Source organism: Streptomyces sp. NPDC051963, assembly GCF_044593495.1.
Taxonomy (GTDB): Bacteria; Actinomycetota; Actinomycetes; order Streptomycetales; family Streptomycetaceae; genus Streptomyces.
Genome location: NZ_JBIUCC010000002.1, coordinates 823,327 through 848,610, shown reverse-complemented (window position 1 = coordinate 848,610; position 25,284 = coordinate 823,327). Strand labels below are relative to the sequence as shown.

General features: G+C 69.7%; 21 protein-coding genes and 1 pseudogene. 9 read left to right on the top strand and 13 right to left on the bottom strand.

The features are described from left to right. Positions 1-90 precede the first annotated feature (90 nt). The 3 genes from ACIHFB_RS10240 to coxB are packed head-to-tail and all read right to left on the bottom strand — an operon-like array spanning position 91 to position 3,211. Positions 91-489, bottom strand: a complete 399-nt coding sequence (locus ACIHFB_RS10240) for a cytochrome c oxidase subunit 4 (protein ID WP_365277288.1) — start codon at positions 487-489, stop codon at positions 91-93. Then, positions 486-2,222, bottom strand: coding sequence for a cytochrome c oxidase subunit I (gene ctaD / locus ACIHFB_RS10235; RefSeq protein ID WP_365277286.1), 1,737 nt, complete (start codon positions 2,220-2,222; stop codon positions 486-488). Before ctaD ends, ACIHFB_RS10240 begins: the two co-directional genes overlap by 4 nt. After that, positions 2,219-3,211, bottom strand: coding sequence for a cytochrome c oxidase subunit II (gene coxB, locus ACIHFB_RS10230; RefSeq protein WP_400126319.1), 993 nt, complete (start codon positions 3,209-3,211; stop codon positions 2,219-2,221). The genes ctaD and coxB overlap by 4 nt, the downstream gene beginning before the upstream one ends. A gap of 264 nt (positions 3,212-3,475) precedes the next feature. Here coxB and ACIHFB_RS10225 point away from each other — a divergent pair, with 264 nt between their 5' ends. Continuing rightward, positions 3,476-4,852 carry a cysteine desulfurase/sulfurtransferase TusA family protein gene (locus ACIHFB_RS10225; RefSeq protein WP_400126318.1) on the top strand — a complete coding sequence of 459 codons (1,377 nt, stop codon included), beginning with the start codon at positions 3,476-3,478 and terminating at the stop codon, positions 4,850-4,852. Here ACIHFB_RS10225 and ACIHFB_RS10220 read toward each other — a convergent pair whose 3' ends face one another. Beyond that, on the bottom strand, positions 4,853-5,827 hold the full coding sequence (locus ACIHFB_RS10220; protein ID WP_365277280.1) for a carbohydrate kinase family protein: 975 nt from the start codon (positions 5,825-5,827) through the stop codon (positions 4,853-4,855). 135 nt (positions 5,828-5,962) lie between these two features. Between ACIHFB_RS10220 and ACIHFB_RS10215 the strand changes: the two genes are divergently transcribed. Continuing rightward, positions 5,963-6,172: a hypothetical protein gene (locus tag ACIHFB_RS10215; RefSeq protein ID WP_365277277.1), complete on the top strand. Its 210-nt coding sequence runs from the start codon at positions 5,963-5,965 to the stop codon at positions 6,170-6,172. A 181-nt stretch (positions 6,173-6,353) separates the two neighbouring features. Further along, on the top strand, positions 6,354-8,138 hold the full coding sequence (locus ACIHFB_RS10210) for a hypothetical protein (protein ID WP_400126316.1): 1,785 nt from the start codon (positions 6,354-6,356) through the stop codon (positions 8,136-8,138). A gap of 72 nt (positions 8,139-8,210) precedes the next feature. Here the strand turns inward: ACIHFB_RS10210 and ACIHFB_RS10205 are convergent, their stop codons facing one another. Beyond that, a complete protein-coding gene (locus ACIHFB_RS10205) occupies positions 8,211-8,567 on the bottom strand; it encodes an iron-sulfur cluster assembly accessory protein (protein ID WP_365277271.1) in 357 nt (118 codons plus the stop codon). A 400-nt stretch (positions 8,568-8,967) separates the two neighbouring features. On the opposite strand from ACIHFB_RS10205, the gene nadA reads away from it, so the two are divergent. Continuing rightward, positions 8,968-10,164, top strand: coding sequence for a quinolinate synthase NadA (nadA, locus tag ACIHFB_RS10200; protein ID WP_365277268.1), 1,197 nt, complete (start codon positions 8,968-8,970; stop codon positions 10,162-10,164). Positions 10,165-10,182: 18 nt separating this feature from the next. Here nadA and ACIHFB_RS10195 read toward each other — a convergent pair whose 3' ends face one another. The 6 genes from ACIHFB_RS10195 to ACIHFB_RS10170 all read right to left on the bottom strand — a co-directional run bounded on the left by ACIHFB_RS10195 (position 10,183) and on the right by ACIHFB_RS10170 (position 18,881). Further along, complete coding sequence (locus ACIHFB_RS10195) at positions 10,183-12,420, bottom strand: PQQ-binding-like beta-propeller repeat protein (protein WP_400126314.1); 2,238 nt, start codon at positions 12,418-12,420, stop codon at positions 10,183-10,185. Between the two features lie 128 nt (positions 12,421-12,548). Further along, positions 12,549-15,671 (bottom strand): efflux RND transporter permease subunit, encoded by a 3,123-nt coding sequence (locus tag ACIHFB_RS10190; protein ID WP_400126312.1) that lies wholly within the window; start codon positions 15,669-15,671, stop codon positions 12,549-12,551. A 154-nt stretch (positions 15,672-15,825) separates the two neighbouring features. Next, entirely contained in the window at positions 15,826-16,509 is a 684-nt protein-coding gene (locus ACIHFB_RS10185; protein WP_365277261.1) for a response regulator transcription factor, read from the bottom strand. Continuing rightward, entirely contained in the window at positions 16,506-17,741 is a 1,236-nt protein-coding gene (locus tag ACIHFB_RS10180; protein WP_365277258.1) for a sensor histidine kinase, read from the bottom strand. The genes ACIHFB_RS10185 and ACIHFB_RS10180 overlap by 4 nt, the downstream gene beginning before the upstream one ends. A 47-nt stretch (positions 17,742-17,788) precedes the next feature. Beyond that, positions 17,789-18,067: a hypothetical protein gene (locus ACIHFB_RS10175; RefSeq protein WP_365277256.1), complete on the bottom strand. Its 279-nt coding sequence runs from the start codon at positions 18,065-18,067 to the stop codon at positions 17,789-17,791. 19 nt (positions 18,068-18,086) lie between these two features. Beyond that, entirely contained in the window at positions 18,087-18,881 is a 795-nt protein-coding gene (locus ACIHFB_RS10170; RefSeq protein ID WP_400126309.1) for a PspA/IM30 family protein, read from the bottom strand. Positions 18,882-19,107: 226 nt separating this feature from the next. On the opposite strand from ACIHFB_RS10170, the pseudogene ACIHFB_RS10165 reads away from it, so the two are divergent. From ACIHFB_RS10165 to ACIHFB_RS10155, 3 genes and pseudogenes are all read left to right on the top strand, one after another. After that, positions 19,108-19,745: pseudogene (locus ACIHFB_RS10165) on the top strand (DUF3043 domain-containing protein). Between the two features lie 86 nt (positions 19,746-19,831). Continuing rightward, the gene (locus tag ACIHFB_RS10160) at positions 19,832-20,533 is read left to right on the top strand and encodes a methyltransferase domain-containing protein (protein WP_365277250.1); all 702 of its coding nucleotides are present in this window, start codon (positions 19,832-19,834) and stop codon (positions 20,531-20,533) included. A 57-nt stretch (positions 20,534-20,590) separates the two neighbouring features. Further along, positions 20,591-21,676: a S1C family serine protease gene (locus tag ACIHFB_RS10155; RefSeq protein WP_400126307.1), complete on the top strand. Its 1,086-nt coding sequence runs from the start codon at positions 20,591-20,593 to the stop codon at positions 21,674-21,676. A 42-nt stretch (positions 21,677-21,718) separates the two neighbouring features. Here ACIHFB_RS10155 and ACIHFB_RS10150 read toward each other — a convergent pair whose 3' ends face one another. Continuing rightward, on the bottom strand, positions 21,719-21,931 hold the full coding sequence (locus ACIHFB_RS10150) for a hypothetical protein (RefSeq protein ID WP_365277244.1): 213 nt from the start codon (positions 21,929-21,931) through the stop codon (positions 21,719-21,721). 177 nt (positions 21,932-22,108) lie between these two features. Here ACIHFB_RS10150 and ACIHFB_RS10145 point away from each other — a divergent pair, with 177 nt between their 5' ends. Further along, a complete protein-coding gene (locus ACIHFB_RS10145; protein ID WP_400126305.1) occupies positions 22,109-23,311 on the top strand; it encodes a bifunctional adenosylcobinamide kinase/adenosylcobinamide-phosphate guanylyltransferase in 1,203 nt (400 codons plus the stop codon). 12 nt (positions 23,312-23,323) lie between these two features. Here ACIHFB_RS10145 and ACIHFB_RS10140 read toward each other — a convergent pair whose 3' ends face one another. Then, positions 23,324-24,031 (bottom strand): class I SAM-dependent methyltransferase, encoded by a 708-nt coding sequence (locus ACIHFB_RS10140; protein WP_365277238.1) that lies wholly within the window; start codon positions 24,029-24,031, stop codon positions 23,324-23,326. Between the two features lie 140 nt (positions 24,032-24,171). On the opposite strand from ACIHFB_RS10140, the gene cobT reads away from it, so the two are divergent. Beyond that, a complete protein-coding gene (gene cobT, locus ACIHFB_RS10135; RefSeq protein WP_400126303.1) occupies positions 24,172-25,266 on the top strand; it encodes a nicotinate-nucleotide--dimethylbenzimidazole phosphoribosyltransferase in 1,095 nt (364 codons plus the stop codon). Positions 25,267-25,284 lie beyond the last annotated feature (18 nt).

Here is a 25,284-nt window from a genome sequence, read left to right as displayed (position 1 = left end):
TGACACGTACGAGTGAAATGGATTGCGGCAAACGCAGGAGCCCGGACACTCCTTGTCGGAGTGTCCGGGCTCCAGAGTGCGCGGCTTGTGCTACTGGGTGCGGTTCTCACCGCGGTAGTACTCGAAGACCCAGCCGTACAGGCCGATCATGATGATCGGCGCCGAGAAGTACAGCAGCCACCAGCCGATCGCGATCGACAGGAAGGCCAGCGCGCCACCGAAGCCGAGGGCGAGCGGCTGCCAGCTGTGCGGGCTGAAGAACCCGACCTCGCCGGCGTCGTCCGCGACGTCCGCCTCCTTGTTGTCCTGGGCACCCGCGTCGACCCGCCGGGCGGTGAAGCCCAGATAGAAGCCGATCATGATGCACAGGCCGAAGGCCAGGAAGAGGGCCGTGGTACCGGCCGGCTCCTTCGACCACACGCCATAGACGACCGCCATGGCGAGGACGAAGACGCTCAGCCACATGAACATCTTGCCCTGGATCTTCACTTGCCGGCCTCCTTGCCGCCCGCGAGAGCCTTCTCACCGTGAGGCGCGTTCTCGAGCTGGTCGAGAGCGGCGATCTCGGGGTGGTGCAGGTCGAACGCCGGGGATTCGCTGCGGATCCGCGGCAGGGTGAGGAAGTTGTGCCGCGGCGGCGGGCAGGACGTCGCCCACTCGAGCGAGCGGCCGTAGCCCCACGGGTCGTCGACCTCGACCTTCTTGCCGTACTTGGCGGTCTTCCACACGTTGTAGAAGAACGGCAGGATCGACAGGCCGAGCACGAACGAGCTGATCGTCGAGATCGTGTTCAGGGCGGTGAAGCCGTCGGCCGCCAGATAGTCGGCGTACCGGCGCGGCATGCCCTCGGCGCCCAGCCAGTGCTGGACCAGGAAGGTGCCGTGGAAGCCGATGAACAGCGTCCAGAAGGTGATCTTGCCGAGGCGCTCGTCGAGCATCTTGCCGGTCATCTTCGGCCACCAGAAGTGGAAGCCGGAGAACATCGCGAAGACGACGGTGCCGAACACGACGTAGTGGAAGTGCGCCACCACGAAGTACGAGTCCGAGACGTGGAAGTCCATCGGCGGCGAGGCCAGGATGACACCGGTCAGACCACCGAAGGTGAAGGTGATCAGGAAGCCGACCGCCCACAGCATCGGTGTCTCGAAGGACAAGGAGCCCTTCCACATCGTTCCGATCCAGTTGAAGAACTTCACGCCCGTTGGTACGGCGATGAGGAACGTCATGAAGGAGAAGAACGGGAGTAGCACTCCGCCGGTGACGTACATGTGGTGGGCCCACACCGTCACGGACAGACCCGCGATCGCGATGGTCGCGCCGATCAGGCCCATGTAGCCGAACATCGGCTTGCGGGAGAAGACCGGGATGACCTCGGAAATGATGCCGAAGAACGGCAACGCGATGATGTACACCTCTGGATGGCCGAAGAACCAGAAGAGGTGTTGCCAGAGCAGGGCGCCGCCGTTGGCGGAGTCGAAGACATGCGCCCCGAATTTTCGGTCCGCCTCCAGGGCGAACAGCGCGGCCGCGAGGACCGGGAAGGCCAGCAGCACCAGAACCGCGGTGAGCAGCACGTTCCACACGAAGATCGGCATCCGGAACATGGTCATGCCCGGGGCGCGCATGCAGATGATGGTGGTGATGAAGTTGACCGCGCCGAGGATGGTGCCGAAGCCGGAGAAGGCCAGGCCCATGATCCACAGGTCGGCGCCGATGCCCGGCGAGCGGACCGCGTCCGACAGCGGGGAGTAGGCGAACCAGCCGAAGTCGGCCGCACCGGAGGGGGTGAGGAAGCCGCCCACCGCGATCAGCGAGCCGAACAGGTACAGCCAGTAGGCGAACATGTTCAGCCGCGGGAACGCCACATCGGGCGCGCCGATCTGGAGCGGCATGATCCAGTTCGTGAAGCCGGCGAACAGCGGCGTCGCGAACATCAGCAGCATGATCGTGCCGTGCATCGTGAACGCCTGGTTGAACTGCTCGTTCGACATGATCTGCAGGCCCGGACGGGCCAGCTCGGCGCGCATGAAGAGCGCCATCACGCCACCGATACAGAAGAACGCGAACGATGTGACGAGGTACAGCGTTCCGATCGTCTTGTGGTCAGTGGTCGTGAGCCACTTGATCACGACGTTGCCGGGCTGCTTGCGCCTGACCGGCAGCTCGTCCGTGTAGTGGGACTCCGCTGCGGCGGCACCCTGGGGTTCGTTGAGGATGCTCACAGGTTGTTCGTCTCCCGGTTCTTCTCGTGGCTCGTCTGCGCGATGCCGGCGGGAACGTAACCGGTCTGCCCCTTCTTGGCGAGGTCCTTGAGGTGCTGCTCGTAACGCTCAGGGGAGACGACCTTCACGTTGAACAGCATCCGGGAGTGGTCGACGCCGCACAGCTCGGCGCACTTGCCCAGGAAGGTGCCCTCCTTGTTGGGGGTCACCTGGAAGGAGTTGGTGTGGCCCGGGATGACGTCCTGCTTCATGAGGAACGGCACCACCCAGAAGGAGTGGATGACGTCCCGTGAGGTGAGGACGAAGCGGACCGTCTTGCCCTTGGGGAGCCAGAGGGTCGGGCCCGGGTTGCCGGTCTGCGGGTTCCGGGTGCCGGGCGTGCCGACGTCGTAGACACCGCCGGCGTTCGCCGGGAACTCGTCCTTGAACCGGTCCGGGATCGCGTCCAGGTTCTCGTCGGTCTTCGCGTCGCCGGTGGAACCGTCGACGTTCTCGATGTAGTTGAACCCCCAGCTCCACTGGAAGCCGACCACGTTGACCGTGACGTCGGGCTTCTTGTCGAGACTGAGGATCTTCGTCTCGTCGCGGGCCGTGAAGTAGAACAGCACCGAGACGATGATGAGCGGGACCACCGTGTACAGCGCCTCGATCGGCATGTTGTACCGGGTCTGCGGAGGGACTTCGACCTTGGTGCGGCTGCGCCGGTGGAAGATGGTGCTCCACAGGATCAGGCCCCAGACCAGCACGCCGGTGGCGAGCGCGGCCGCCCAGGATCCCTGCCACAGGGAGAGGATTCGCGGGGCCTCTTCGGTGGTGGGGGTGGGCAAACCAAGGCGGGGGAAGTCCTCGGATGTGCAACCGGTTGCGGTCGCAAGGACCAAGCCCGCGGTCAGTGCCTGCAGCAGCTTCCGCCGCATCGGGCGCCGCGGCGTGGGGGTATCGCCCGCGCCCCCCAGGGCGTGGGGGAGGTCGGAGCCGTTGGGACTCACGTAGCGCCTTCCCGAGAGTCTCGCCCGCGCGGTTTGGCTGCGGCCTGCCTTGCTCGGTGGTCGGTCGCCGCCCTGCGTCGGGCAGGGGTTTGGATGTTTATGCGGACCAAACCCTAGCCGACGGTCTCCGACGGTTCGCGGGGAGGGGTGCCTGTAACTCCGTTGGTTCGCTGGTTTGGCGGGTGCGGCTTCGTTGTGGCTGGTCGCGCAGTTCCCCGCGCCCCTGACGGGGCGTTGCGGTGAACGGCGGTTTAGCGTTGCCGTGTGTCCTACTTTGATGCCGCTTCAGCTGCTCCCCTTCATCCCGTTGCGCGGCAGGCGTTCCAGGCCTCCCTCGACGAGGGGTGGGCGGACCCCGCACGTCTGTACAGGGAAGGACGTAGGGCCCGGATGCTGCTGGATGCTGCGCGGGAGGCCGCCGCCGAAGCCGTGGACTGTCGGCCGGACGAGCTCGTCTTCACCTCTTCGGGTACGCGGGCCGTGCACAGCGGGATCGCCGGGGCGTTGGCGGGGCGCAGGCGCGTTGGGCGTCACCTGATCGTGTCTGCTGTCGAACACTCCTCGGTGCTCCATTCGGCCGATGTGCACGAGGCGGGCGGTGGGGCGGTGACGCAAGTGGGCGTGGATCGCGGGGGTGTGGTGACCGCGGCGGCGTACGGCGCTGCCCTTCGCGGTGACACGGCGTTGGCGTGTCTTCAGTCGGCCAACCATGAGGTCGGCAGCGAGCAGCCCGTCGGCGCGGTGGCGGAGTTGTGCCGGGAGGCGGGGGTGCCGCTGCTGGTGGACGCCGCGCAGTCGCTGGGGTGGGGGCGGGTCGAGGGGGACTGGTCGCTGCTCACGGCGAGTGCGCACAAATGGGGTGGGCCGTCGGGGGTCGGGCTGCTCGTCGTGCGCAAAGGGGTGCGGTTCGCGGCTCAAGGGCCGGTGGACGAGCGGGAGTCGGGGCGGGCGGCCGGGTTCGAGAATCTGCCGGCGATCGTGGCGGCGGCGGCTTCGCTGCGGGCGGTGCGGGCGGAGGCGGCGCAGGAAGCGATACGGCTGCGGGAGTTGACGGAGCGGATCCGGGCGCGGGTGCCGGAGCTGGTGTCCGATGTGGAGGTGGTCGGGGATCCGGTGCGCCGGCTGCCCGGGATCGTCACCTTCTCCTGTCTCTATGTCGACGGGGAGACTCTGCTCCATGAACTGGACCGCGCCGGTTTTTCCGTGTCCTCCGGATCGTCCTGTACGAGCAGCACGCTGACGCCCAGCCATGTGCTGAAGGCGATGGGGGTGCTGAGTGAGGGGAATGTGCGGGTTTCGCTGCCGCTCGGGACACCCGAGGAGGACGTCGACCGGTTCCTGGCGGTGCTGCCGGGGGCCGTGGCCGCGGTGCGGGAGAAGCTGGGGGCACCGGCGCCGGCGACGATCGTGCGGGAGGACGCCCTAGTCGTCGACGCGCTCGGCAAGCGGTGCCCGATCCCCGTCATCGAACTGGCGAAGGTCATCGGGGAGGTGCCGGTCGGCGGCACGGTCCGCGTACTGTCGGACGACGAGGCGGCACGGCTGGACATCCCCGCGTGGTGCGAGATGCGGGGGCAGCGGTACGTCGGTGAGGAGCCGGCGGACCGAGGCACCGCGTACCTGGTCCGCCGGGTCTCCTAGTTACGCGAGGTGCTTCTGGACCTCGGCGGCGGCGTCATGGCCGTACGCCTTGGTGAAGCGGTCCATGAAATGGGCGCGGCGCAGCTGGTACTCCTGCGTGCCGACCGTCTCGATGACCAGGGTGGCGAGCATGCAGCCGACCTGGGCGGCGCGCTCCAGGGAGACGCCCCACTTGACGCCGGACAGGAAGCCCGCACGGAAGGCGTCGCCCACGCCGGTGGGGTCGGCCTTGCGGTCCTCCTCGGGGCAGCCGACCTCGATCGGGTCCTCGCCGGCCCGCTCGATGCGGACGCCGCGTGCGCCGAGGGTGGTGACGCGGTGGCCGACCTTGCCCAGGATCTCCTCGTCCGTCCAGCCCGTCTTGGACTCGATGAGGCCCTTCTCGTACTCGTTCGAGAAGAGGTACGTCGCACCGTCCAGCAGTATCCGGATCTCGTCGCCGTTCATGCGCGCGATCTGCTGGGAGAAGTCGGCGGCGAACGGGATGGACCGGGTACGGCACTCCTCGGTGTGGCGGAGCATCCCCTCCGGGTCGTCCGCGCCGATCAGCACCAGGTCGAGGCCGCCGACACGGTCCGCGACGGTCTTCAGCTCGATGAGGCGGGCCTCGCTCATCGCACCCGTGTAGAAGGAGCCGATCTGGTTGTGGTCGGCGTCGGTCGTGCAGACGAAACGGGCGGTGTGCAGCGTCTCGGAGATACGGACCGAGTCGGTGTCGACGCCGTGCCGGTCGAGCCAGGCACGGTAGTCGTCGAAGTCGAAGCCTGCGGCGCCGACCAGGATCGGCTCTGTGCCGAGCTGGCCCATACCGAAGGCGATGTTCGCGCCGACCCCGCCCCGGCGGACGTCGAGGTTGTCGACCAGGAAGGAGAGCGAGACCGTGTGCAGTTGGTCCGCGACGAGCTGGTCGGCGAAGCGGCCGGGGAAGGTCATGAGGTGGTCGGTGGCGATGGAGCCGGTGACTGCGATGCGCACGGCTAGGAATCTCCAACGGATGCGGAGGCGGATTGACAGTTAACGCTACCGGGTCGGCGTGGTGACGTTGAAGCGACCAAAACTACCCGATAGTAGATCTTTCTTCGCCGGCTCGGGCGTGCCTACGGTGCCGTTATGACGAAACTCGACGTCCAAGCCCCGGTCCCGGTCGATCTGGAAGGCGATCTGGCGTCGCTGCGCGGCGACTGCGCCCGGATGGCCCCCCACTGGACGGTTCCCGACCGGAGCGCCGCCCTTCCCGTCTCCCCGTCACTCATTCACGGGGTGAGCGTGCCGAAGAAGTCCGCGCGGCTGCTGGACGCGATGTCGGACTACGGCGACTGAATCGGCGCCTCCAGGGGAACCGCGCGCTCCCCCGCTGCGTCCCATCGCTGTCCCCCGTAGAGGGGATGCGTCATACGACCCGCGGCCGCCTGTATCTGGCGGAGTCCGGCTGTATCTGGCTGTATCCGATATTGGCAGGGCCGGGTCAAAAGGGACAGCGTGCAGCAGAAGGAGCGATGCGGTGAACACCGAGCGACCCGACAACGACGACGCCGCCGAGACCGGTGCCGCCGAGAACAGCGGCACGACTCGGGACGCCGATGACATCGCCGGGAAGGGCGAGGGGGTCCAGGAGGACAAGGGCACCTTGGCGAAAGGTGACGGCTCCGGCGCCGAGACGCCTGACACGGAAGCCGCCGACGTCGACGCCGACGGACCCGCTGTCACACCCGTCAGCGCGGAAGCGCCCGGCTCCGACGAGCCCGATGTAACTCCCCCCGGCACGGAGACCCCCGACGACGACACCTCCGACATCCACCTGGTCGCCGCCAAGGACGGCGATGGCGTGCGGCCCGCTGCTCGGCGGCGTTCGCCTGTTGCCATTGCCTCCGTCGCCGCCGCCGTGCTGCTCGTGGGCGGTGGCGGGGCGTACTTCGCCGCCACCGCGTCCGGTGGTTCCGACGGTGGTGGTACGACGTCCGGGGCCCCCGGCGGCGACGGCACTCCCCCGCCGCTCGCGCTCGACGGGTACTCCGAGGGCGCCGCAGGCATCGCGCCGGGCGAGCCCGACCCGAACGGGGTGACGTACCGGGCCGCGGGCGAGCTGCCGGACGGTCCTGATTCCGCGCCCGTGTACGGAGCGAAGGGCGAGGTCACCGAGGACGAGGTGGCCGAGCTGGCCGCCGCGCTCGGGGTGGACGGAAAGCCGGTGGCCGAGGGACAGGCCTGGAAGGTCGGGGCGCAGGACGCGGCGGGGCCGAGTCTCCAGGTGAGCAAGGCGGCGCCGGGTACGTGGACGTTCCACCGGTACGCGCCGGGGACGGACGCCTGTGAGAGCACCACCGTCTGCTCCAAGGATCCCGCCAATCCGGCCGACGACCCGGTGAGCGCCGAGGCCGCGAAGGAGGCGGCCGCGCCGATCCTGAAGGCGGTCGGACAGGACGACGCCAAGCTCGACACGAGCCAGGTCATCGGCGCCCAGCGGGTGGTGAACGCCGATCCGGCGGTCGGCGAGCTGCCGACGTACGGCTGGACGACCGGGCTGACGATCAGCCAACAGGGTGAAGTCGTGGGCGGCAGCGGCCAGTTGAAGGCGCCGGTGAAAGGGGACACGTATCCCGTCCTGAGCGCCGAGAAGACGCTGGGCCTGATGAACACGGCTCCGGCGGCCGACCACCGTATGGGCATCGGCGGCTGCGCGAGTCCCGTACCGCTGAAGGACCGGCTGGAGGCGCCGTGCGGATCGTCGGCCGGCACTCCGCAGGAGCAGACGATCACCGTCGAGAAGGCGGTGTTCGGACTGGCCTCGCACACCGTGGGCGGGCAGCCGGCCCTGGTGCCGTCCTGGCTGTACGAGGTTCGGGCGCCGGGCGCCGAGGACACCTTCACGGTGACGCATCCGGCGGTCGACCCGAAGTTCCTCGCCTCGCCGACGACTTCCGCGCCGAGCGGGCAGCCCAGCACCCTGCCGACCTCACCCGGCGACGAGCCGACGTCCGCGCCGGCCACCCGTGACGTGACGGTCGAGGGCTACACGGCCGAGGGCAACGAGCTGACCGTCGCCTTCACCGGCGGGGTCTGCGCCGGCTACGAGGCCACGGCGGCCGAGGACGGCGACACGGTGACGGTCAAGGTGACCGAGACGCCCTGGCCGGACAAGGTCTGCATCCTGATCGCCAAGGAGTACTACCAGACCGTCCAGCTGGACGAGCCGCTGGGTGACCGGAAGGTCGTCGGGTCGGACGGCAAGGCGGTCCCGCTGGAGAAGACGGGGGCACGGCTGCCGGCGCCGACCGGCACCCGGTGATTCACCCCACACAGGCGTGAAGGCGGCGGCCCCGTCGGAGGGGGCCGCCGCCTTCACATCGTTCTCTGGGGCTCAGCTGAAGGAGTCGCCGCAGGCGCAGGAGCCCGTCGCGTTCGGGTTGTCGATCGTGAAGCCCTGCTTCTCGATGGAGTCCACGAAGTCGATGGAGGCACCGCCCAGGTACGGGGCGCTCATGCGGTCGGTGACGACCTTGACGCCGCCGAACTCCTTGACGACGTCCCCGTCGAGGGAACGCTCGTCGAAGAAGAGCTGGTAGCGCAGGCCGGAGCAGCCACCCGGCTGAACGGCGACACGCAGGGCCAGATCCTCTCGGCCTTCCTGGTCGAGCAGGGCCTTGACCTTCGCCGCTGCGGCTTCGGACAGGATGATGCCGTCGGTGACGGTGCTGGTCTCGTCCGATACGGACATCTACATCTCTCCCGGGTAGTACGGAGACTGCTTGCCGACGGTTTCAACCGGCGTGGCCGCGGATTCATTCCGGGCACGCCCGTGACATTCCCTTGGCTTGTCCCTTCATGCTCGCACATGCGCCCGGAAGCGCACAGCGACCTGTGGACAGCAGCACGGACAGCAGCACTGGCACCAGCACGGACGGCACCACGGACAGCACGACAACGCGGTCCGACATCCAGGTGTCGGGATTCACGTCACATCGACATGATGGCCATCGTCAAACTGACGTGAAGCGGTTATGATAGATAACGTCAAATCGACGAGAAGTCTTCTTCTCGCCGGTGCAGGATGTCCCGCATGTCCCGCCGCCCCGGCCCCCGGGTCGGCGAGCCGCAGAACAGAAAGGGTGCGTGTCGTGACCACCGCCCAGACCCAGGAGCTCGACGTACAGCCGACGCCCCTCGCCCTGCTGCTCCTCGGCCGCGAGGCCGACCCGAGGAGCGAGCGCGGCGTCGAGTGCCCCGGCGACCTGCCCTCGCCGTCCGACCCGGACCTGGTGGAGCGTGCCCGTGCGGCCAAGGCGAAGCTCGGGGACAAGGTCTTCGTGCTCGGCCACCACTACCAGCGCGACGAGGTCATCCAGTTCGCCGATGTCACGGGGGACTCCTTCAAGCTGGCCCGGGACGCCGCCGCGCGTCCGGAGGCCGAGTACATCGTGTTCTGCGGTGTGCACTTCATGGCGGAGTCGGCGGACATCCTGACCTCCGACGACCAGAAGGTCGTCCTGCCCGACCTCGCCGCCGGCTGCTCGATGGCCGACATGGCGACGGCCGAGCAGGTCGCCGAGTGCTGGGACGTGCTGACCGAGGCCGGGATAGCCGAGCAGGTCGTGCCCGTCTCGTACATGAACTCGTCCGCGGACATCAAGGCGTTCACGGGCAAGCACGGTGGCACGATCTGCACGTCCTCGAACGCCCAGCGGGCCCTGGAGTGGGCCTTCGAGCAGGGGGAGCCCTCGACGACAAAGGTGCTCTTCCTGCCCGACCAGCACCTCGGCCGCAACACCGCGGTGCGGGACCTGGGGATGACGCTGGACGACTGCGTCGTCTACAACCCGCACAAGCCGAACGGCGGTCTGACCGCCGACCAGCTGCGCGCCGCGAAGATGATCCTGTGGCGCGGTCACTGCTCGGTGCACGGTCGCTTCTCGCTGGACTCCGTGAACGACGTCCGTGAACGCATCCCCGGCGTGAACGTCCTCGTCCACCCCGAGTGCAAGCACGAGGTCGTCGCCGCGGCGGACTACGTCGGCTCGACGGAGTACATCATCAAGGCCCTGGAAGCGGCGCCGGCCGGCTCCAAGTGGGCCATCGGCACGGAGCTCAACCTGGTCCGCCGGCTGGCGAACCGTTTCGCACCCGAGGGCAAGGAGATCGTCTTCCTCGACAAGACGGTCTGCTTCTGCTCGACCATGAACCGCATCGACCTCCCCCACCTCGTCTGGACCCTGGAGTCCCTCGCCGAGGGCAACCTGGTCAACCGCATCGAGGTCGACAAGGAGACGGAAGCGTTCGCGAAACTGGCCCTGGAACGGATGCTGGCGCTGCCGTAGGCCCGGCGTGACGCACGCTCACCCCGAGACGGGTTTCCGGTCGGGGTGGGCGGGGTCGAGGGTGAAGATGTCGCCGTCCGGGGTGGAGACGACGAGGGCGCCCTTGTGGAGCAGCACCTCGGACAGCGCCCAGCCCCGATTGGTCACCCGCTCGGCACGCGGCAGGGTCTCCCACAGCAGCGTGCCCTTCTTCGTGTCGAGGGCGGCGACCCGGCCGCTGGCGCTGGACAGGTAGATCACGCCGGCGCTCGCGTCGTATGTGACGCTGCTCGGCTGTTCCAGACTCGTCGGGGTCTGCCACAGCCGCCTGCCCGTCCGGGCCGACACGGCGGTCACCTGACCGGAGGAGGTGGCGAACCACAGCGTGCCGCCCCCCAGCGTCACATTGCCCTCGCATTCCTCCGCCAGTTTCGTCGAACTCTCGTCACCGGTGTCCGGATCCACCCGGCGGATCCGGGAGAACGGCCCCTCGTCGTCGGTGGCCACGGTCGCCTCCTCGTCATCGAGCGGGTCGACGAAGAGCAGGCGGCCGTCGAACGTCCCCGCGAGGGTTCCGCGATTGGGCACCGTCAGGCGCCGCGCCGAGCCGTCGGCCCGGTCCAGCCGATGGAGCACCATGTCCTCGGAGGCCGTGATGCCCGGGACGCACTGGAGGTAGAGGTCCCCATCGGTGTCCGCCAAGCCGCAGTACAGCCCCGCCGGCAGCGGTGCCGTCCAGCGCCCGGCGCCGGTACGCGGCGAACGGGCGGTGATCGAACGTCCGTTGTTGTCCGGAGCGATCACGAGGTCGCCGGAGAAGTACGGACGGACGGACTCGGGGTTCACCGTGCGATGCCAGAGCCGCTCTCCGGTCCCCGAGTCGAAGGCGGCGACCGAGGTCACGAAGTCGCCCGAGTTCTCGGGTTGGTACTCCTGCTCGACCAGCACGGCGTCGTCCGCGACACCGAGGACGGAGAAGGCGTACGACCCCTTGCCCGTGCCGGGCGGCAGCACAGCGGCACGCCAGGCGATCCGTCCGGTGAGCCCGTCGAGGCGCACGGGCAGGGTCCCGTCGCCCGCGCAGTAGACGTCACCCTCGTACACCTTGCACTTCGGGTCGCCCTGTGCCCCGACGCCGGTGACGCCGCTGCCCTTCTTCACTCCGTGCGCGGCGGCGGCGTACACCGTCGTCTGCCAGGGTTTCCAGCCGGTCGGCGGCGTCTCCCACCGTGAGGACGTGGAGGAGCCCGCCCCCGCCCGGGTACTGTCGTCCCCGCGTCCGGGCCCGAACAGCAGGTACCCCGTCAGGCCGAGCGCGAGAGCGCCCACCACGCCGGTCGTGGCCCACAGCCGGCGGATACGGCCGCGCCGCCCGCCGGGGTCCCCGATGGGCGGCGCGGAGCGAATCGCCACCACCGCGACCTCGTCCGCACGCAGCGTCACCGTGGGCGAGTCCTCCGCCGTCGCTGCGGGCAACACCTTCGCGAACTCCGCGGCCAGTACGTCCAGTTCGGGCCTGTCCGCGGCGTTCTTCGCCAGGCAGCGTTCGAGGACCCCCAGGAGCGGCTGAGCGATCCCCTCCAGTACGGGGGCGTCATGCACCACCCGATACGCCGTCAAGTAGGGGCTGTCCGCGTCGAACGGACCCCGCCCCGTGACCGCGTACACCAGAAGCGCGCCGAGGGAGAAGACGTCCGACGCGGGGCCGACCGTGCGGGCGTCGGTGAGTTGCTCGGGGGACATGAAGGGCGGGGTGCCGATCATCTGGCCGGTCTCGGTGAGGGTGGCGTGGTTCTCGACCGCGCGGGAGATGCCGAAGTCGATGACGCGGGGGCCGTCCTCGGCCATCAGGACGTTGGCGGGCTTGAGGTCGCGGTGTACGACGCCCGCGCGGTGGATGTCCCGCAGTGCCTCGACAAGGCCCAGGGCGAGTCGCCGCAACTCGGTGCCGCGGAGTGCGCCCTGGTCGCGTATGCGCTGGGCGAGGGAGCTGCCGGGGACGTACTGCGTTGCCATCCAGGGCCGTACGGCCTCCGCGTCGGCGTCCACCACCGGTGCGGTGAAGGCGCCGCTCACCTTGCGGACGGCCTCGATCTCCTGGCGGAAGCGGGTGCGGAAGACCGGGTCCTCGGCGTACTGGGCGTGCACCACCTTGACGGCGACGTCACGGCCCGAGCGCGAGCGGCCCCAGTAGACGATCCCCATGCCCCCGGCCCCGAGCCGGTCGACCAGCTTGTATCCGCCGACCGATCTCGGGTCGTCCTTGTGCAGCGGCACGCCCGAATCCCCTTCCCCCCGTAAAGCAGTTCGGGCCACAGGATACGTAACGACAAACGGCGGCGGCCCGGTACCGAACCCCGAAGGTTCGGTACCGGGCCGCCGTGGATCAGGCCGTCACCCGGCCGTCATACGCCCGCGGGCTCCGGCTCCTCGGAAGCCGACGTCGGCTTCGAGGGCAGCTTCGCCTGCCTCTTCGCCGCGCGCTTCTTCGCCCGGCGCTCCTTGCGGAGCTCCAGCATCGCGTAGAGCGTGGGGACCAGGAGCAGGGTCAGCAGCGTGGACGTGATCAGGCCGCCGATCACCACCACCGCCAGCGGCTGGGCGATGAAGCCGCCCTCGCCGGTGACGCCCAGGGCCATCGGGAGCAGGGCGAAGATGGTCGCGAGCGCCGTCATGAGGATCGGGCGCAGACGGTGGCGGCCACCCTCGACGACCGCCTCCACGACGCCGTAGCCCTCTCTGCGGTACTGGTTGATGAGGTCGATCAGCACGATCGCGTTCGTCACCACGATGCCGATCAGCATCAGCATGCCGATCATCGCGGGGACGCCCATCGGGGTGCCCGTCGCGATCAGGAGGCCGATGGCGCCCGTTGCCGCGAAGGGTATGGAGACCAGCAGGATCAGCGGCTGGACCAGCGAGCGGAACGTCGCCACCAGCAGCATGAAGACGATGGCGATCGCAGCCAGCATCGCCAGGCCCAGGTTGGCGAACGCGTCGTCCTGGTTCTCGGAGACACCGCCGATCGAGGCCGTGGCGCCCTCCGGGAGGTCCAGTCCGTTGATCTCGGACTGGAGGTCCGTGCTGACCGCACCCGTGTTGTCGCCGGTCGGCCTGGCCGTGATGGTGGCCGCGCGCTGACCGTCGATGCGGGTCATCGACACCGGTCCGTCGACCATCCGGACCGTCGCGATGTCGGACAGCTTCACCGGGCCGAGGCGCAGCGCCTTCAGTTCGGCCAGCGTCTCGGCCGGCTTCGCGGACTTGATGACGACGTCACGCTCGGTGTCGTCCAGGGTCGCCTTGGCGGCGGTGGTGCCCTTGACCGCCTCGGCGACGGCCGCCCCGAGGGTCGTGTCGTTGAAGCCCGCCGCGGCAGCCTTGTCGTTGGCCCGGACCGAGATGCGCGGCACGCTCTGCGCCAGGTCGCTGGTCACGTCGGTGACGTCGTCGAGACCGGCGACCGTCTTGCGGACCTCCTCCGCGGCCTCGCGCAGGACACCGGCGTCGGCCGCCTTCACTACGACGCTCAGGTCCTGGCTGCCGAAGCCGTCACCGGCCGCGATGGTCGTCGTACCGATACCGGAGAGCTTCTTGAGGCCGTCCTCGATACGGGTCTGTACGTCGTCGTACGACGCCGAGTCCTCCAGCATCACCTGGTACGACGCCTGGTTGGTGTCCGTACCGCCGCCGAAGGCCGCCAGGAAGCCGGACGAGCCGACGGTGACCTGGTAGTCCTTCACGCCGTCGACGGAGCCGAGCAGCTTCTCGACCTTCTTCGCCTGCTCGTCGGTCGCCGCCAGACTGGTGCCGGGCTTCAACTCCTGCTTGACGGTGAGGACTTCCTGCTCGCCCTGGTCGAAGAAGTTGGTCTTCAGCAGCGGCGCCATGCCGAACGTACCGATGAGGATCACGATCGCGAGCACCACACTGGTGAGGCGGCGACGGGTCGCGAAGCGCAGAACGGGGACGTAGATGCGCTGGAGGCGGCTCTTGGCCTCCTTCTCCTCCGCCTGGCGGCGGGCCTCTTCGGCGTTCTCCGGGGTGCCCTTGGGGGCGCGCAGGAACCAGTACGACAGGACGGGGACGACCGTCAGCGACACCAGGAGCGACGCCAGCAGGGCCGCCGTCACCGTCAGGCTGAACGAGCCGAACAGCTCGCCCACCATGCCGCCGGTCAGGCCGATCGGGAGGAAGACGGCGACGGTGGTGAGGGTCGAGGCGGTGACCGCGCCCGCGACCTCACGGACCGCCTTGAGGATGGCCTCCTCGCGCTCCTCGCCGTAGCCGAGGTGCCGCTTGATGTTCTCCAGGACCACGATCGAGTCGTCGACGACACGGCCGATGGCGATGGTGAGCGCGCCGAGCGTCAGCATGTTGAGGGAGAGGTCCCTGGTCCACAGGACGATCAGGGCCAGCACCACCGACAGCGGGATGGAGACCGCGGTCACCAGCGTCGAGCGGATCGACGCGAGGAACACCAGGATGACGAGTACGGCGAAGAGCAGACCGAGTCCGCCCTCGGTGGTCAGACCGGAGATGGACTTCGAGACCGCCGGGCCCTGGTCGCTGACGACCGTGATGGTGGAGCCGGTGCCCAAGTCCTTGCGCATGTCCGCGAGTTTGTCCTCGACGGCGTGCGAGATCGCGACCGCGCTGCCGTCCTGGTCCATGGTGACGCTCACGGCGAGGCTGGGCTTGCCGTCGGTGCGGGTGATGGAGTCGGCGCCGGCCTGCTCCTGCTCGACGGTCGCCACATCGGCGAGGCGCACCGGATCGCCGCCGGCCTCGCCGGTGACCATCAGGTCCTGGATCTGCTTCAGGGACGTGAAGCCGCCGCCGACCTGGACGGTGCGGTTGTTGCCGTCCTCGTCGAAGGAACCGGCCGGGACGGTCGCGCCGCCCGCCTGGAGCGCCTGGGACAGGGCCGGCGAACTCAGGCCCGCCTTCGCGAGCTTCGCCTGGTCCGGGGTGACGGTGACCTGGAGGTCGCGTACGCCGTCGACGGTGACCTGGCCGACGCCGTCGATGTCCTTCAGGTCCGGCACGACGGTCCGGTCGAGCTGGTCGGCGAGGGCCTGCTGGTCCCGGTCGGAGGTGACGGCGAGGACGACGGTCGGGATGTCGTCCGTGGAGCCGGCCACGACCTGCGGGTCCACGTCGTCCGGGAGCTGGACGCGGGCGCGGTTGACGGCCTGCTGGACATCGGCGACGAGCTGCTTGGTGTCGTTGCCGTACTCGAAGGAGGCCATGATCAGGGCGTTGCCCTCACTGGCCGTGGAGGTGACGCCGGTGATGGCGTCGACGCCCTCGAGGGAGTCCTCGATGGGTTCGACGACCTGCTTCTCGACCACGTCCGGGGACGCGCCCTGGTACGGGGCGAGCACGGACACCATGGGAAGTTCGATGGAGGGCAGCAGCTGCTGCTTGAGCTGTGGAATCGCGATCGCCCCGAAGGCGAGCGCAATGATCGACATCAGCCCTATGAGGGCCCGTTGCGCGAGGCTGAATCTCGACAGCCAGGACATGGGTCAGCGTCTCTCTTCTGTGGCCGAGCGGAGGAAAGGGCACATGTGAGCGCCCTCCCGTACACACTGAGCCATCCACGGACCGTGATCCGTCGCCCCTGGGTCCAGTTCCTTATCTCTCGCATACTCCGGCCGCAGTACGACCGGGTGGAGCTCAGTCCACCCTTGGACGGACCAGTCCCGACTCGTACGCGATCACCACGAGCTGTGCCCGGTCCCGGGCGCCGAGCTTGGCCATGGCCCGGTTGACGTGCGTCTTCACGGTCAGCGGGCTGACTTCGAGGCGTTCGGCGATCTCGTCGTTGGAGTGGCCGCCGGCGACCTGGACCAGCACCTCCCGCTCCCGCCCGGTGAGCGCGTCGAGGCGTTCGGCGCGGGCGGGGTCGCGGTCGTCGTCCGCCGCGTCGCCCTGGGCGAGGAAGCGGGCGATCAGGCCCTTGGTGGCGGCCGGGGACAGCAGTGCCTCACCGCCGGCCGCGATCCGGATCGCGCTCAGGAGTTCCTCGGGTTCGGAGCCCTTGCCGAGGAAGCCGGAGGCGCCCGCGCGCAGCGACTGCACCACGTAGTCGTCGACCTCGAAGGTCGTCAGTATCACCACCCGGACATGGGCGAGGCTCGGGTCGGCGCTGATCATGCGGGTGGCCGCGAGACCGTCCGTACCCGGCATACGGATGTCCATCAGGACGACGTCCGCGCGCTCTTCCTTGGTCAGGCGTACCGCCTCCGCCCCGTCGGACGCCTCGCCGACCACCTCCATGTCTGGCTCGGAGTCGACGAGCACACGAAAGGCGCTGCGCAGCAGCGCCTGGTCGTCGGCGAGCAGGACACGGATGGTCATACGGAGTCCTTCGCTGGGCTGGTGCGGGTCTTGACCGGCAGGATCGCATGCACGCGGAAACCGCCGCCGTACCGGGGACCGGTGGTGAGGGTGCCGCGCAGGGCGGTGACCCGCTCCCGCATGCCGATCAGTCCGTGTCCGCCGCCCGCCTCGGGGGTGTCGTCCTGACCGGCACCGTTGTCGAGCACCGTGATCTCGACGTTGGGTCCCACGCGTACGACGCTGACCTCGGCCTTGGCCTCGATGCCGGCGTGCTTCTGCACATTGGTGAGGGCTTCCTGGATGACGCGGTAGGCGGCCAGGTCCACGGCGGCGGGCAGGCTGATGCCCTGGTCGGTGCGGGCGACCTCGACATGCAGTCCGGCGCTGCGGAAGGTGCCGACGAGTTCGTCGAGGCGGACCAGGCCGGGTGCGGGTTCGGTCGGCGCCTCGGGGTCGTCGGACTGACGCAACAGGCCGACGGTGGCGCGCAGTTCGTTGAGCGCGGAGCGGCTGGCCTCCCGTACGTGGGCGAGCGCCTCCTTGGCCTGGTCGGGCCGCTTGTCCATGACATGGGCGGCGACTCCGGCCTGGACGTTGACCAGGGCGATGTGGTGGGCGACCACATCATGCAGATCGCGGGCGATCCGCAGGCGTTCCTCGGCGACCCGGCGGCGGGCCTCCTCCTCACGGGTGCGCTCGGCCTTCTCGGCGCGCTCCCGGATGGCGTGCACGACGGCACGACGGCTGCGGACCGCGTCGCCCGCGGTGGCGCCGATGCCGGTCCAGGCGAAGATGGCGAGGTTCTCCTGGGCGTACCAGGGAAGCGGGCCGGCGAGCATCGCGGCGCCGGTCAGCACGGTCATGGTGAGCAGCCCGACGCGCCAGGTGGTGTGCCGGTCGGTGCTGGCGGCGACGGTGTAGAGCGCGATGACCGCGGACATGGCCACGGGGGCGCGCGGGTCGCCGGTGAGGCTCTCGACGACCGAGAGGGCGCCGGTGAGGGCGAGGACCGTCATGGGGACGCGGCGACGGAAGACCAGGGCCGCGGCGCCGAGCGTCATGAGGACGAGGCTGCGGGCGTCGGGGGTGCGCACGCCCCAGGAGACGCCGTCGTTCACGTGCGGGTCCACGCCGTGCGGGTCCACGAAGGAGCCGGCCACCATGCAGACGAACACGGTGGCCGCGAGTGCCCCGTCGAGCGCCAGCGGATGCGACTTCAGCCACTGTCTGGCGCCGTTGATGCTGCTCACGGTCGTCAACAGTACGTCCTGGGGGCTGTGGCCCCCAGACCCCCGCTTCAGCCCGGAATCAGCCCGTCGTCGCTCAGCATCTCCCGGACCTCCTCCAGCGTCGCGTCCGGCGACGGAAGGATCAGCTCCGACGGCTCCAGTGAGTCGTCCGGCAGGGGCTCGCCCAGTTCGCGGACCTTGTGGAGCAGGGCGTGGAGAGTGGCTCGGAAGCCCGGGCCGTCGCCGCTCTCCATTTCCTCGAGGAGTTCGTCGTCCAGCTTGTTCAGCTCGGCGAAGTGGCTGTCGGCCAGCTTCACCTGCCCCTCCCCCATGATCCGTACGATCATGTCGCCCTCCGTATGGCGATTACTGCTTGTCGAAGCGCGGGGTGTCCTGTGGCTGCTGCTGGGACTGCGACTGGTCCTTGCCGCCCTCGATCGCCTGCTGCGACGAGGAGCCGCCCGCCAGCTCGGCCTTCATGCGCTGAAGCTCCAGCTCTACATCAGTACCACCGGAGAGGCGATCCAGCTCGGCCTGGATGTCGTCCTTGTGCATACCGGACTGGTCGTCCAGGGCGCCGGAGGCGAGGAGCTCGTCGATGGCGCCGGCCCGGGCCTGGAGCTGCGCGGTCTTGTCCTCGGCACGCTGGATGGCCATGCCGACGTCGCCCATCTCCTCGGAGATGCCGGAGAAGGCCTCTCCGATGCGGGTCTGCGCCTGGGCGGCGGTGTAGGTGGCCTTGATGGTCTCCTTCTTCGTACGGAAGGCGTCGACCTTGGCCTGGAGGCGCTGCGCCGCGAGGGTGAGCTTCTCCTCCTCGCCCTGGAGCGTCGCGTGCTGCGTCTCCAGATCCGTCACCTGCTGCTGGAGGGCGGCGCGGCGGGACAGCGCCTCGCGCGCCAGGTCCTCACGGCCCAGGGCGAGCGCTTTGCGACCCTGGTCCTCCAGCTTGGTGGACTGCTGCTGGAGCTGATTGAGCTGGAGCTCCAGGCGCTTGCGCGAGGTCGCCACGTCGGCGACTCCACGGCGCACCTTCTGAAGCAGCTCAAGCTGCTTCTGGTACGAGTAATCGAGGGTTTCGCGCGGGTCCTCGGCCCGGTCAAGGGCCTTGTTCGCCTTCGCGCGGAAGATCATCCCCATACGCTTCATGACACCGCTCATGGGCTTCGCGCGCCCCCTTCTGACGGACTCCAGCTCCAGCTGCTGCGACAGAACCCACAGTACGGGCCCTGCATCCATTACCGCACTGTTCGGGGATGGATGCGCTCATCCCCAAGGACGACTGCGTAAGGCCTCGCTCCGGCGTAGGGAGTAGGTGACCCCTTAAGAGCAACGTCCCCTCTGCCCCAGTACGACGACTGGTGTTGCGGGATCGTTCCCCGCGGGGCTGGGGTCCATGCCCCGGACCCCGTACCCTTGGGTTTTGTGTTCCGTAGCCGTGCCAAGGAAGAGAAGGCCGCGCTCGCCGACAAGGCGTCGCTGACCGACTCCACTCAGACCCGTGACCCGCAGGCCCCGAAGGGCAGGCCCACTCCCAAGCGGAGTGAGTCCCAGTCCCAGCGCCGCAGCGTCGCCAATACGTCGATGACCCGCAAGGACGCCTCCAAGCGTCAGCGCGAGGAGCGTCGTGCCGCCATGGACAAGCAGCGCCAGGCGCTGGCCGGCGGCGACGAGCGCTATCTGCCCGCGCGTGACAAGGGGCCGATCCGCAAGTTCGCGCGGGACTTCATCGACTCGCGATTCAACATCGCCGAGTTCTTCCTGCCGATGGCCGTGGTCATCCTCGTGCTGAGCATGGTGCGGGTGGCCTCCTTGCAGAACATCGCGCTGCTGCTGTGGCTCGTCGTGATCGTCCTGATCGTGCTCGACTCGGTCATGACCGCGGTCCGGCTGAAGAAGCGGCTGGCCGAGCGCTTCCCGGACGAGAACAAGCGCGGCGCCGTCGCCTACGCGCTGATGCGTTCCCTGCAGATGCGCCGGCTCCGGCTGCCGAAGCCGCAGGTCAAGCGCGGAGAGCGGCCCTGACCGGCACGCATTCGTTCTCGGGGGGCGCGGCGGAAGCCTGGCTGAGCAAGCTCGGCGGGCTCCGTGACGTCGTACGCCAGGAGCTGGTGGCCCGCCAGCTCGACGAGCAGATAGCCGGCCGGTTCCCGGTCGGGCAGCGGCTGCGGGTGCTCGACGTGGGGATGGGCCAGGGCACGCAGGCGCTGCGGCTGGCCCGGGCCGGACACCAGGTGACCGGTGTCGAGCAGGATCCGAAGATGATCTCCGTGGCGAGAGAGGCCCTGTCCGCCGAGCCGGAGGGGATCCGGGAGCGGATGCGGATCGTCCAGGGCGACGGCCGCGACACCGGCGTGCACTTTCTGCCGGGCAGCTTCGACGTTGTGTTGTGTCATGGCGTGCTCATGTACGTCGACGAGCCCGACCCGCTGCTGGCGGGGCTGGCCCGGATGCTCGCCCAGGGCGGTCTGCTGTCGCTGCTGGTGCGCAACGCGGACGCGCTCGCGATGCGGCCGGGCCTGTCCGGGGACTGGACGGGCGCGCTGGGCGCCTTCGACACGGTGTCCTACCGGAACCGGCTCGGACTCGATGTGCGTGCGGACCGGCTGGACGCGCTGACCGGGACGCTGGCCGGGATCGGGGCTCCGCTGAACACCTGGTACGGCGTGCGGGTCTTCACGGACACGGCGGCGGACGGGGCGGAGATACCCGGCGAGATCGACGCGCTGCTGGCCGCGGAGGAGCGGGCCGGGCGGACGGATCCGTATCGGCGCGTCGCGGCGCTGCTGCATCTGTGCGGGGTGCGTGGCTGAAGCCCGTTCGGGTCAACAGCGGGGGCCGGGCATTCACCCCGACGAGAGACTCGGGGCATGGACGCCTCCCGTATCCGTGCCCCGCGGCTCGTCACGCTCGTCGCCGTACTCGCCTGCTCCCTCGCGATCGTCTCCGGCTGTTCGGGCTCCGGATCCTCGGAGTCCTCGGGATCGAAGAAGGACGGCTCGACCACCACGCAGGCGGCCGTGCCGGCGGTGGACAGCGACCTCCAGGACGACTACACGAAGGTGATCAAGGACGTCCTGCCGTCGGTGGTGCAGATCCAGGCCACGTCCGACCTGGGCTCCGGGGTGGTGTACGACGGCCAGGGCCACATCGTCACCAACGCGCATGTCGTCGGGGACGAGAAGACGTTCCGGGTGACGACCGCCAACAGCGAGGACGTGCTCACCGCCACGCTCGTCTACGCGTATCCGCAGCAGGATCTCGCCGTCATCAAGCTCGACGACGTACCGGACGGGCTCAAGGCCGCGAAGTTCGGGGACTCCTCGAAGGTCGAGGTCGGGCAGATCGTCCTCGCCATGGGCTCGCCGCTCGGACTGTCGTCGAGCGTGACACAGGGCATCGTCTCGGCGACCGGACGGACCGTCAGCGAGGGCCGGACCGGCGGCGGTACGGGCGCGACCATCGCGAACATGGTGCAGACGTCGGCCGCCATCAACCCCGGCAACAGCGGCGGCGCCCTGGTGAACCTCGACAGCCAGGTCATCGGTATCCCGACGCTCGCCGCCACCGACCCCAACGTCGGGGACAGCGCGGCACCCGGCATCGGGTTCGCGATCCCCGCGTCGATGGTGAAGACCATCGCCGACCAGATCATCAAGGACGGCAGGGTGACGGACTCGGGCCGGGCCGCGCTCGGCATCACCGGCCGTACGGTCCTCGACGACGACTACCAGGCCACCGGGGTCGCCGTCGTCGAGGTCACGAAGGGCGGGGCGGCCGACAAGGCGGGCCTGGCGCCCGGGGACATCATCACCGAGCTCGGCGACACCGACATCACCACCATCACCTCGCTGACCGAGGCGCTGGCCGCGGAGAAGCCGGGTGACAAGACCACGGTGACGTTCTCGCGCAACGGCGCCGAGAAGACGGTGGATGTGACGCTGGGTGAGCAGTGAGGAGGGGGCGGCCCGTTGCGGTCGCCCCCTGCCCCAACGGTCCTACGCCTCGGCGGCATCCAGGCTCATCGGGCCGTAGATCTCCGTGGCGTCCTCGAACAACCGCACCTGGTCCGCACCGCCGGCGAGCAGGTCCTTCCAGTGCTCCCCGAGCCAGGACTCGGCGTCCCCCTGCGTGGTGAACTCCTCGGGCTGCACCGCGGGCTGGACCTCCGCGCCGTCGGTCTTCTCGAATCGCCACGTCCATACGGCCATGTGCGCCTCCCGTGTCTGAGCGGTTACCGAAACAGCAGGGTATGCGGTTGTTCGTTGTCTGCGGGCCGGTGGGGGCCGGTCGCGGCCACGCAGCGGAGCCGCACGTCGATACAGCCCCGCGCCCCTAAGGGGCGTCCCAGTCGCGCGTGACTACAAGTGAACGGCGAAAATCAACTTGTGGACGTGACTCTGCTCGGCACCGGCGCCCCCGCGGGACTCCCCCGCCCCGACTGTCCCTGTGCGGTCTGTGCGACCGCGCTCGGGCCGGACGCGCGGGCCGCGACCGCGTTGCTCGTGGACGGGGCGCTGCTGATCGACCTGACGCCCGGTGCGGCGTTCGCGGCCGCTCGGGCGGGGCGGTCGCTCGCTGGGGTACGGCAGGTGCTGCTCTCGCATCCGCATGACGGACCGGCCGTCGAGGTGCCGGCGGGGCTGCCGCGGCCCGGGCGGGTACCGGACGGGCAGGAGTTGGCGCTGCTGACGGGGCATCGGGTGCGGGCGCTGGCGATGGACGCGGGCGGTACGGGGTACGCGGTGACCGGACCGGACGGGCAGCGGCTGCTGTATGTGCCGCCGGGCAGCGCGCCGGCCGGGCTGGAGGAGTCGGGCGGCGTGGTGTACGACATGGTCGTCGCCGATGTCGTGGGGCGGCCGGACGCGTTGGCCCGGCTGCGGGCGGCGGGGGCGGTGGGGCCGACGACGGATGTGGTCGCCGTACATCTGGATCATGAGGTACCGCCCGGGGCCGAGCTGCGGCGGCGGCTCACGGCGGCGGGGGCGCGGGCCGTACCGGACGGGACGACGCTGGTCGTGGGGGTGTACGAGGACGTACCGGATGTACCGCGGCGGACGCTGGTGCTCGGCGGGGCGCGGTCGGGGAAGTCGGTGGAGGCCGAGCGGCGGCTGGCGGCGTTCGCCGATGTGCTGTACGTCGCGACGGGCGGCACGCGGGACGAGGACAGCGAGTGGGCCGCGCGGGTCGCCGCGCATCGGGAGCGCCGGCCCGGGTCCTGGCGTACGGCGGAGACGTGCGACCTGGTGCCGTTGCTCCAGGCCGACGGTGCGCCGTTGCTGATCGACTGTCTGTCCTTGTGGCTGACGGATGCGATGGACTCCGTCGGGGCGTGGGACGACGCGGTGTGGGCGGACGGGGGCGAGCGCGCTCTGCGGGAGCGGGTGCGGGAGTTGACCGGGGCCGTGCGGAGCGCTCGGCGGACCGTTGTCGCCGTGTCGAACGAGGTGGGGTCGGGGATCGTGCCGGCCACGGCCTCCGGGCGGCGGTACCGCGATGAACTGGGGCGGCTGAACGCGGCGTTCGCGGGCGAGTGCGAGCACGTTCTGCTGGTGGTGGCGGGGCAGGCCGTCGTACTGCGGGGGTGAGCCGGGCGCGGGTCAGGGCTTGCGGGCGATGATGCGCCGGCGGTCCCTCCAGACGATCGTGCAGCCCTGGGACTCCAGCTCCGTGCGGAGGTTGGCCAGGGGCGTCACATGGGAGTGGGCGGAATGGGTCCGCGGGACCCAGCGCCGGTCCAGGAGGGTGCCGAACGCGGCCTGCCTGTTCGGGGCCTCGATCACGAGGTGGCCGCCCCTGCGGAGGACCAGGAGTGCGGCACGCAGCTCGGCGCGGGGATCGGTCGTGTGCTGGAGGTGGTGGAGAAGGCTGACCACGTCGTAGCGGGAGCGCAGCAGGGTCCTGACGACCGGGTCGGTCAGGTTGCCCACGTAGGCCTCTTCGATGCGCTCCGCCGCATGCGCCCGCACCACATGGGAGGTGGGGTCGAGACCGTCGAAGGACGTGTACGGGAACAGGTCCCTCGCCGTCTCCGGGAAGCGGGCCTCGCCCGTGCCCACGTCCAGCCAGCTCTCCGGTTCGGGGCACAGGCGCAGCATCGCGCGGGCGGTGGACCGGTGGTGACGGCGCGTCGGAGCACGGCCCCTGGTGTGCTTGCCGGAGAGCCGGTCCAACAGCACGTCCTCGGCGCTGCGTTGGGGGTTCTGGAACATGTGCGCGCAGTCACGGCACTCGTCCACGGCTCTCGTGCGGGTGTCCAGGCGTTTCGAGCCGCACCAGGGGCAGTCGTCGCGGCGTGCGGGTGGCATGGGCGGCTCCCCTGAGGACGTACGACATTTCACTGCAAAACGGAACGTATGGGATCGCGATCTTGGGTGCAACGACGTCACGCGCGCGTGGTGGCGATGTGGCGCCGTTCTGTTCGATGGGGGCCGGTACTGTTCGGCGAATGAGCTCGCTTAATCTCGACGACTTCACCGATCTGATCGAGCGCCCCGACGGCGGGGTGCGCCGCGATGCGGAGGCGCGCCGGGAGCGTCAGATCGTGCCGCCCGGAGCGTTGGGCCGCCTCGACGACCTGGGTGAGTGGCTGGCGGCGGCACAGGGCGCCGTGCCGGTACGGCCGGTCGAACGGCCGCGCGTGGTGCTGTTCGCCGGCGACCACGGCGTCGCCGGACTGGGCGTCTCCGCGCGGCCCGCGGGCAGCGCCGGCGCGCTGGTGCGCGAGGTCCTGGAGGGCGCCCGGCCGGTCTCGGTCCTCGCCCGGCAACTGGGCGTTCCCGTCCGGGTCGTGGACATGGCGCTGGACTGCGATCCGGAGACGTTGCCCGACGAGGTCGTACGGCATCGGGTACGGCGGGGCAGTGGACGCATCGACGTCGAGGACGCCCTGACGGCGGAGGAAGCCGAGGCCGCCTTCCGGGCCGGGGTCGCGGTGGCCGACGAAGAGGCCGACTCCGGTACGGATCTGGTGGTGCTCGGCGATGTGAGCGTGGGCGGCACCACGGCGGCGGGCGTGCTGGTCGCCGCGCTGTGCGGGACCGATGCGTCGGTCGTCACCGGGCGCGGTGGGCTGGCCATCGACGACCTGGCGTGGATGCGCAAGTGCGCCGCGATCCGGGACGCGTTGCGGCGGGCCCGGCCCGTTCTCGGGGATCAGTTGCAGTTGCTGGCGACGGTGGGCGGCGCCGATCTGGCCGCCATGACCGGGTTTCTGTTGCAGAGCGCGGTGCGGAAGATGCCGGTCATCCTGGACGGGGTGGTGGCGGCGGCCTGTGCGCTGGTGGGCCAGCGGATCGCTTTCCGGGCGCCGGACTGGTGGCTGGCCGCGCACAGCAGCGGGGAGCCGGGACAGGCGAAGGCGCTCGACCGGATGGCCCTTGAGCCGTTGCTCGACCAGGGCGTGAAGGTGGGCGAAGGCGCCGGGGCGCTGCTTGCGCTGCCGCTGGTGCAGGCGGCTGCCGCGTTGGCGGCGGAGTTGCCGGAGCAGGCCGAGGAACCCGAAGAGGCCGAAGAGGCTGAGAAGACCGCGGACGAGCAGTGAGCCGTAATCGTTAAATTT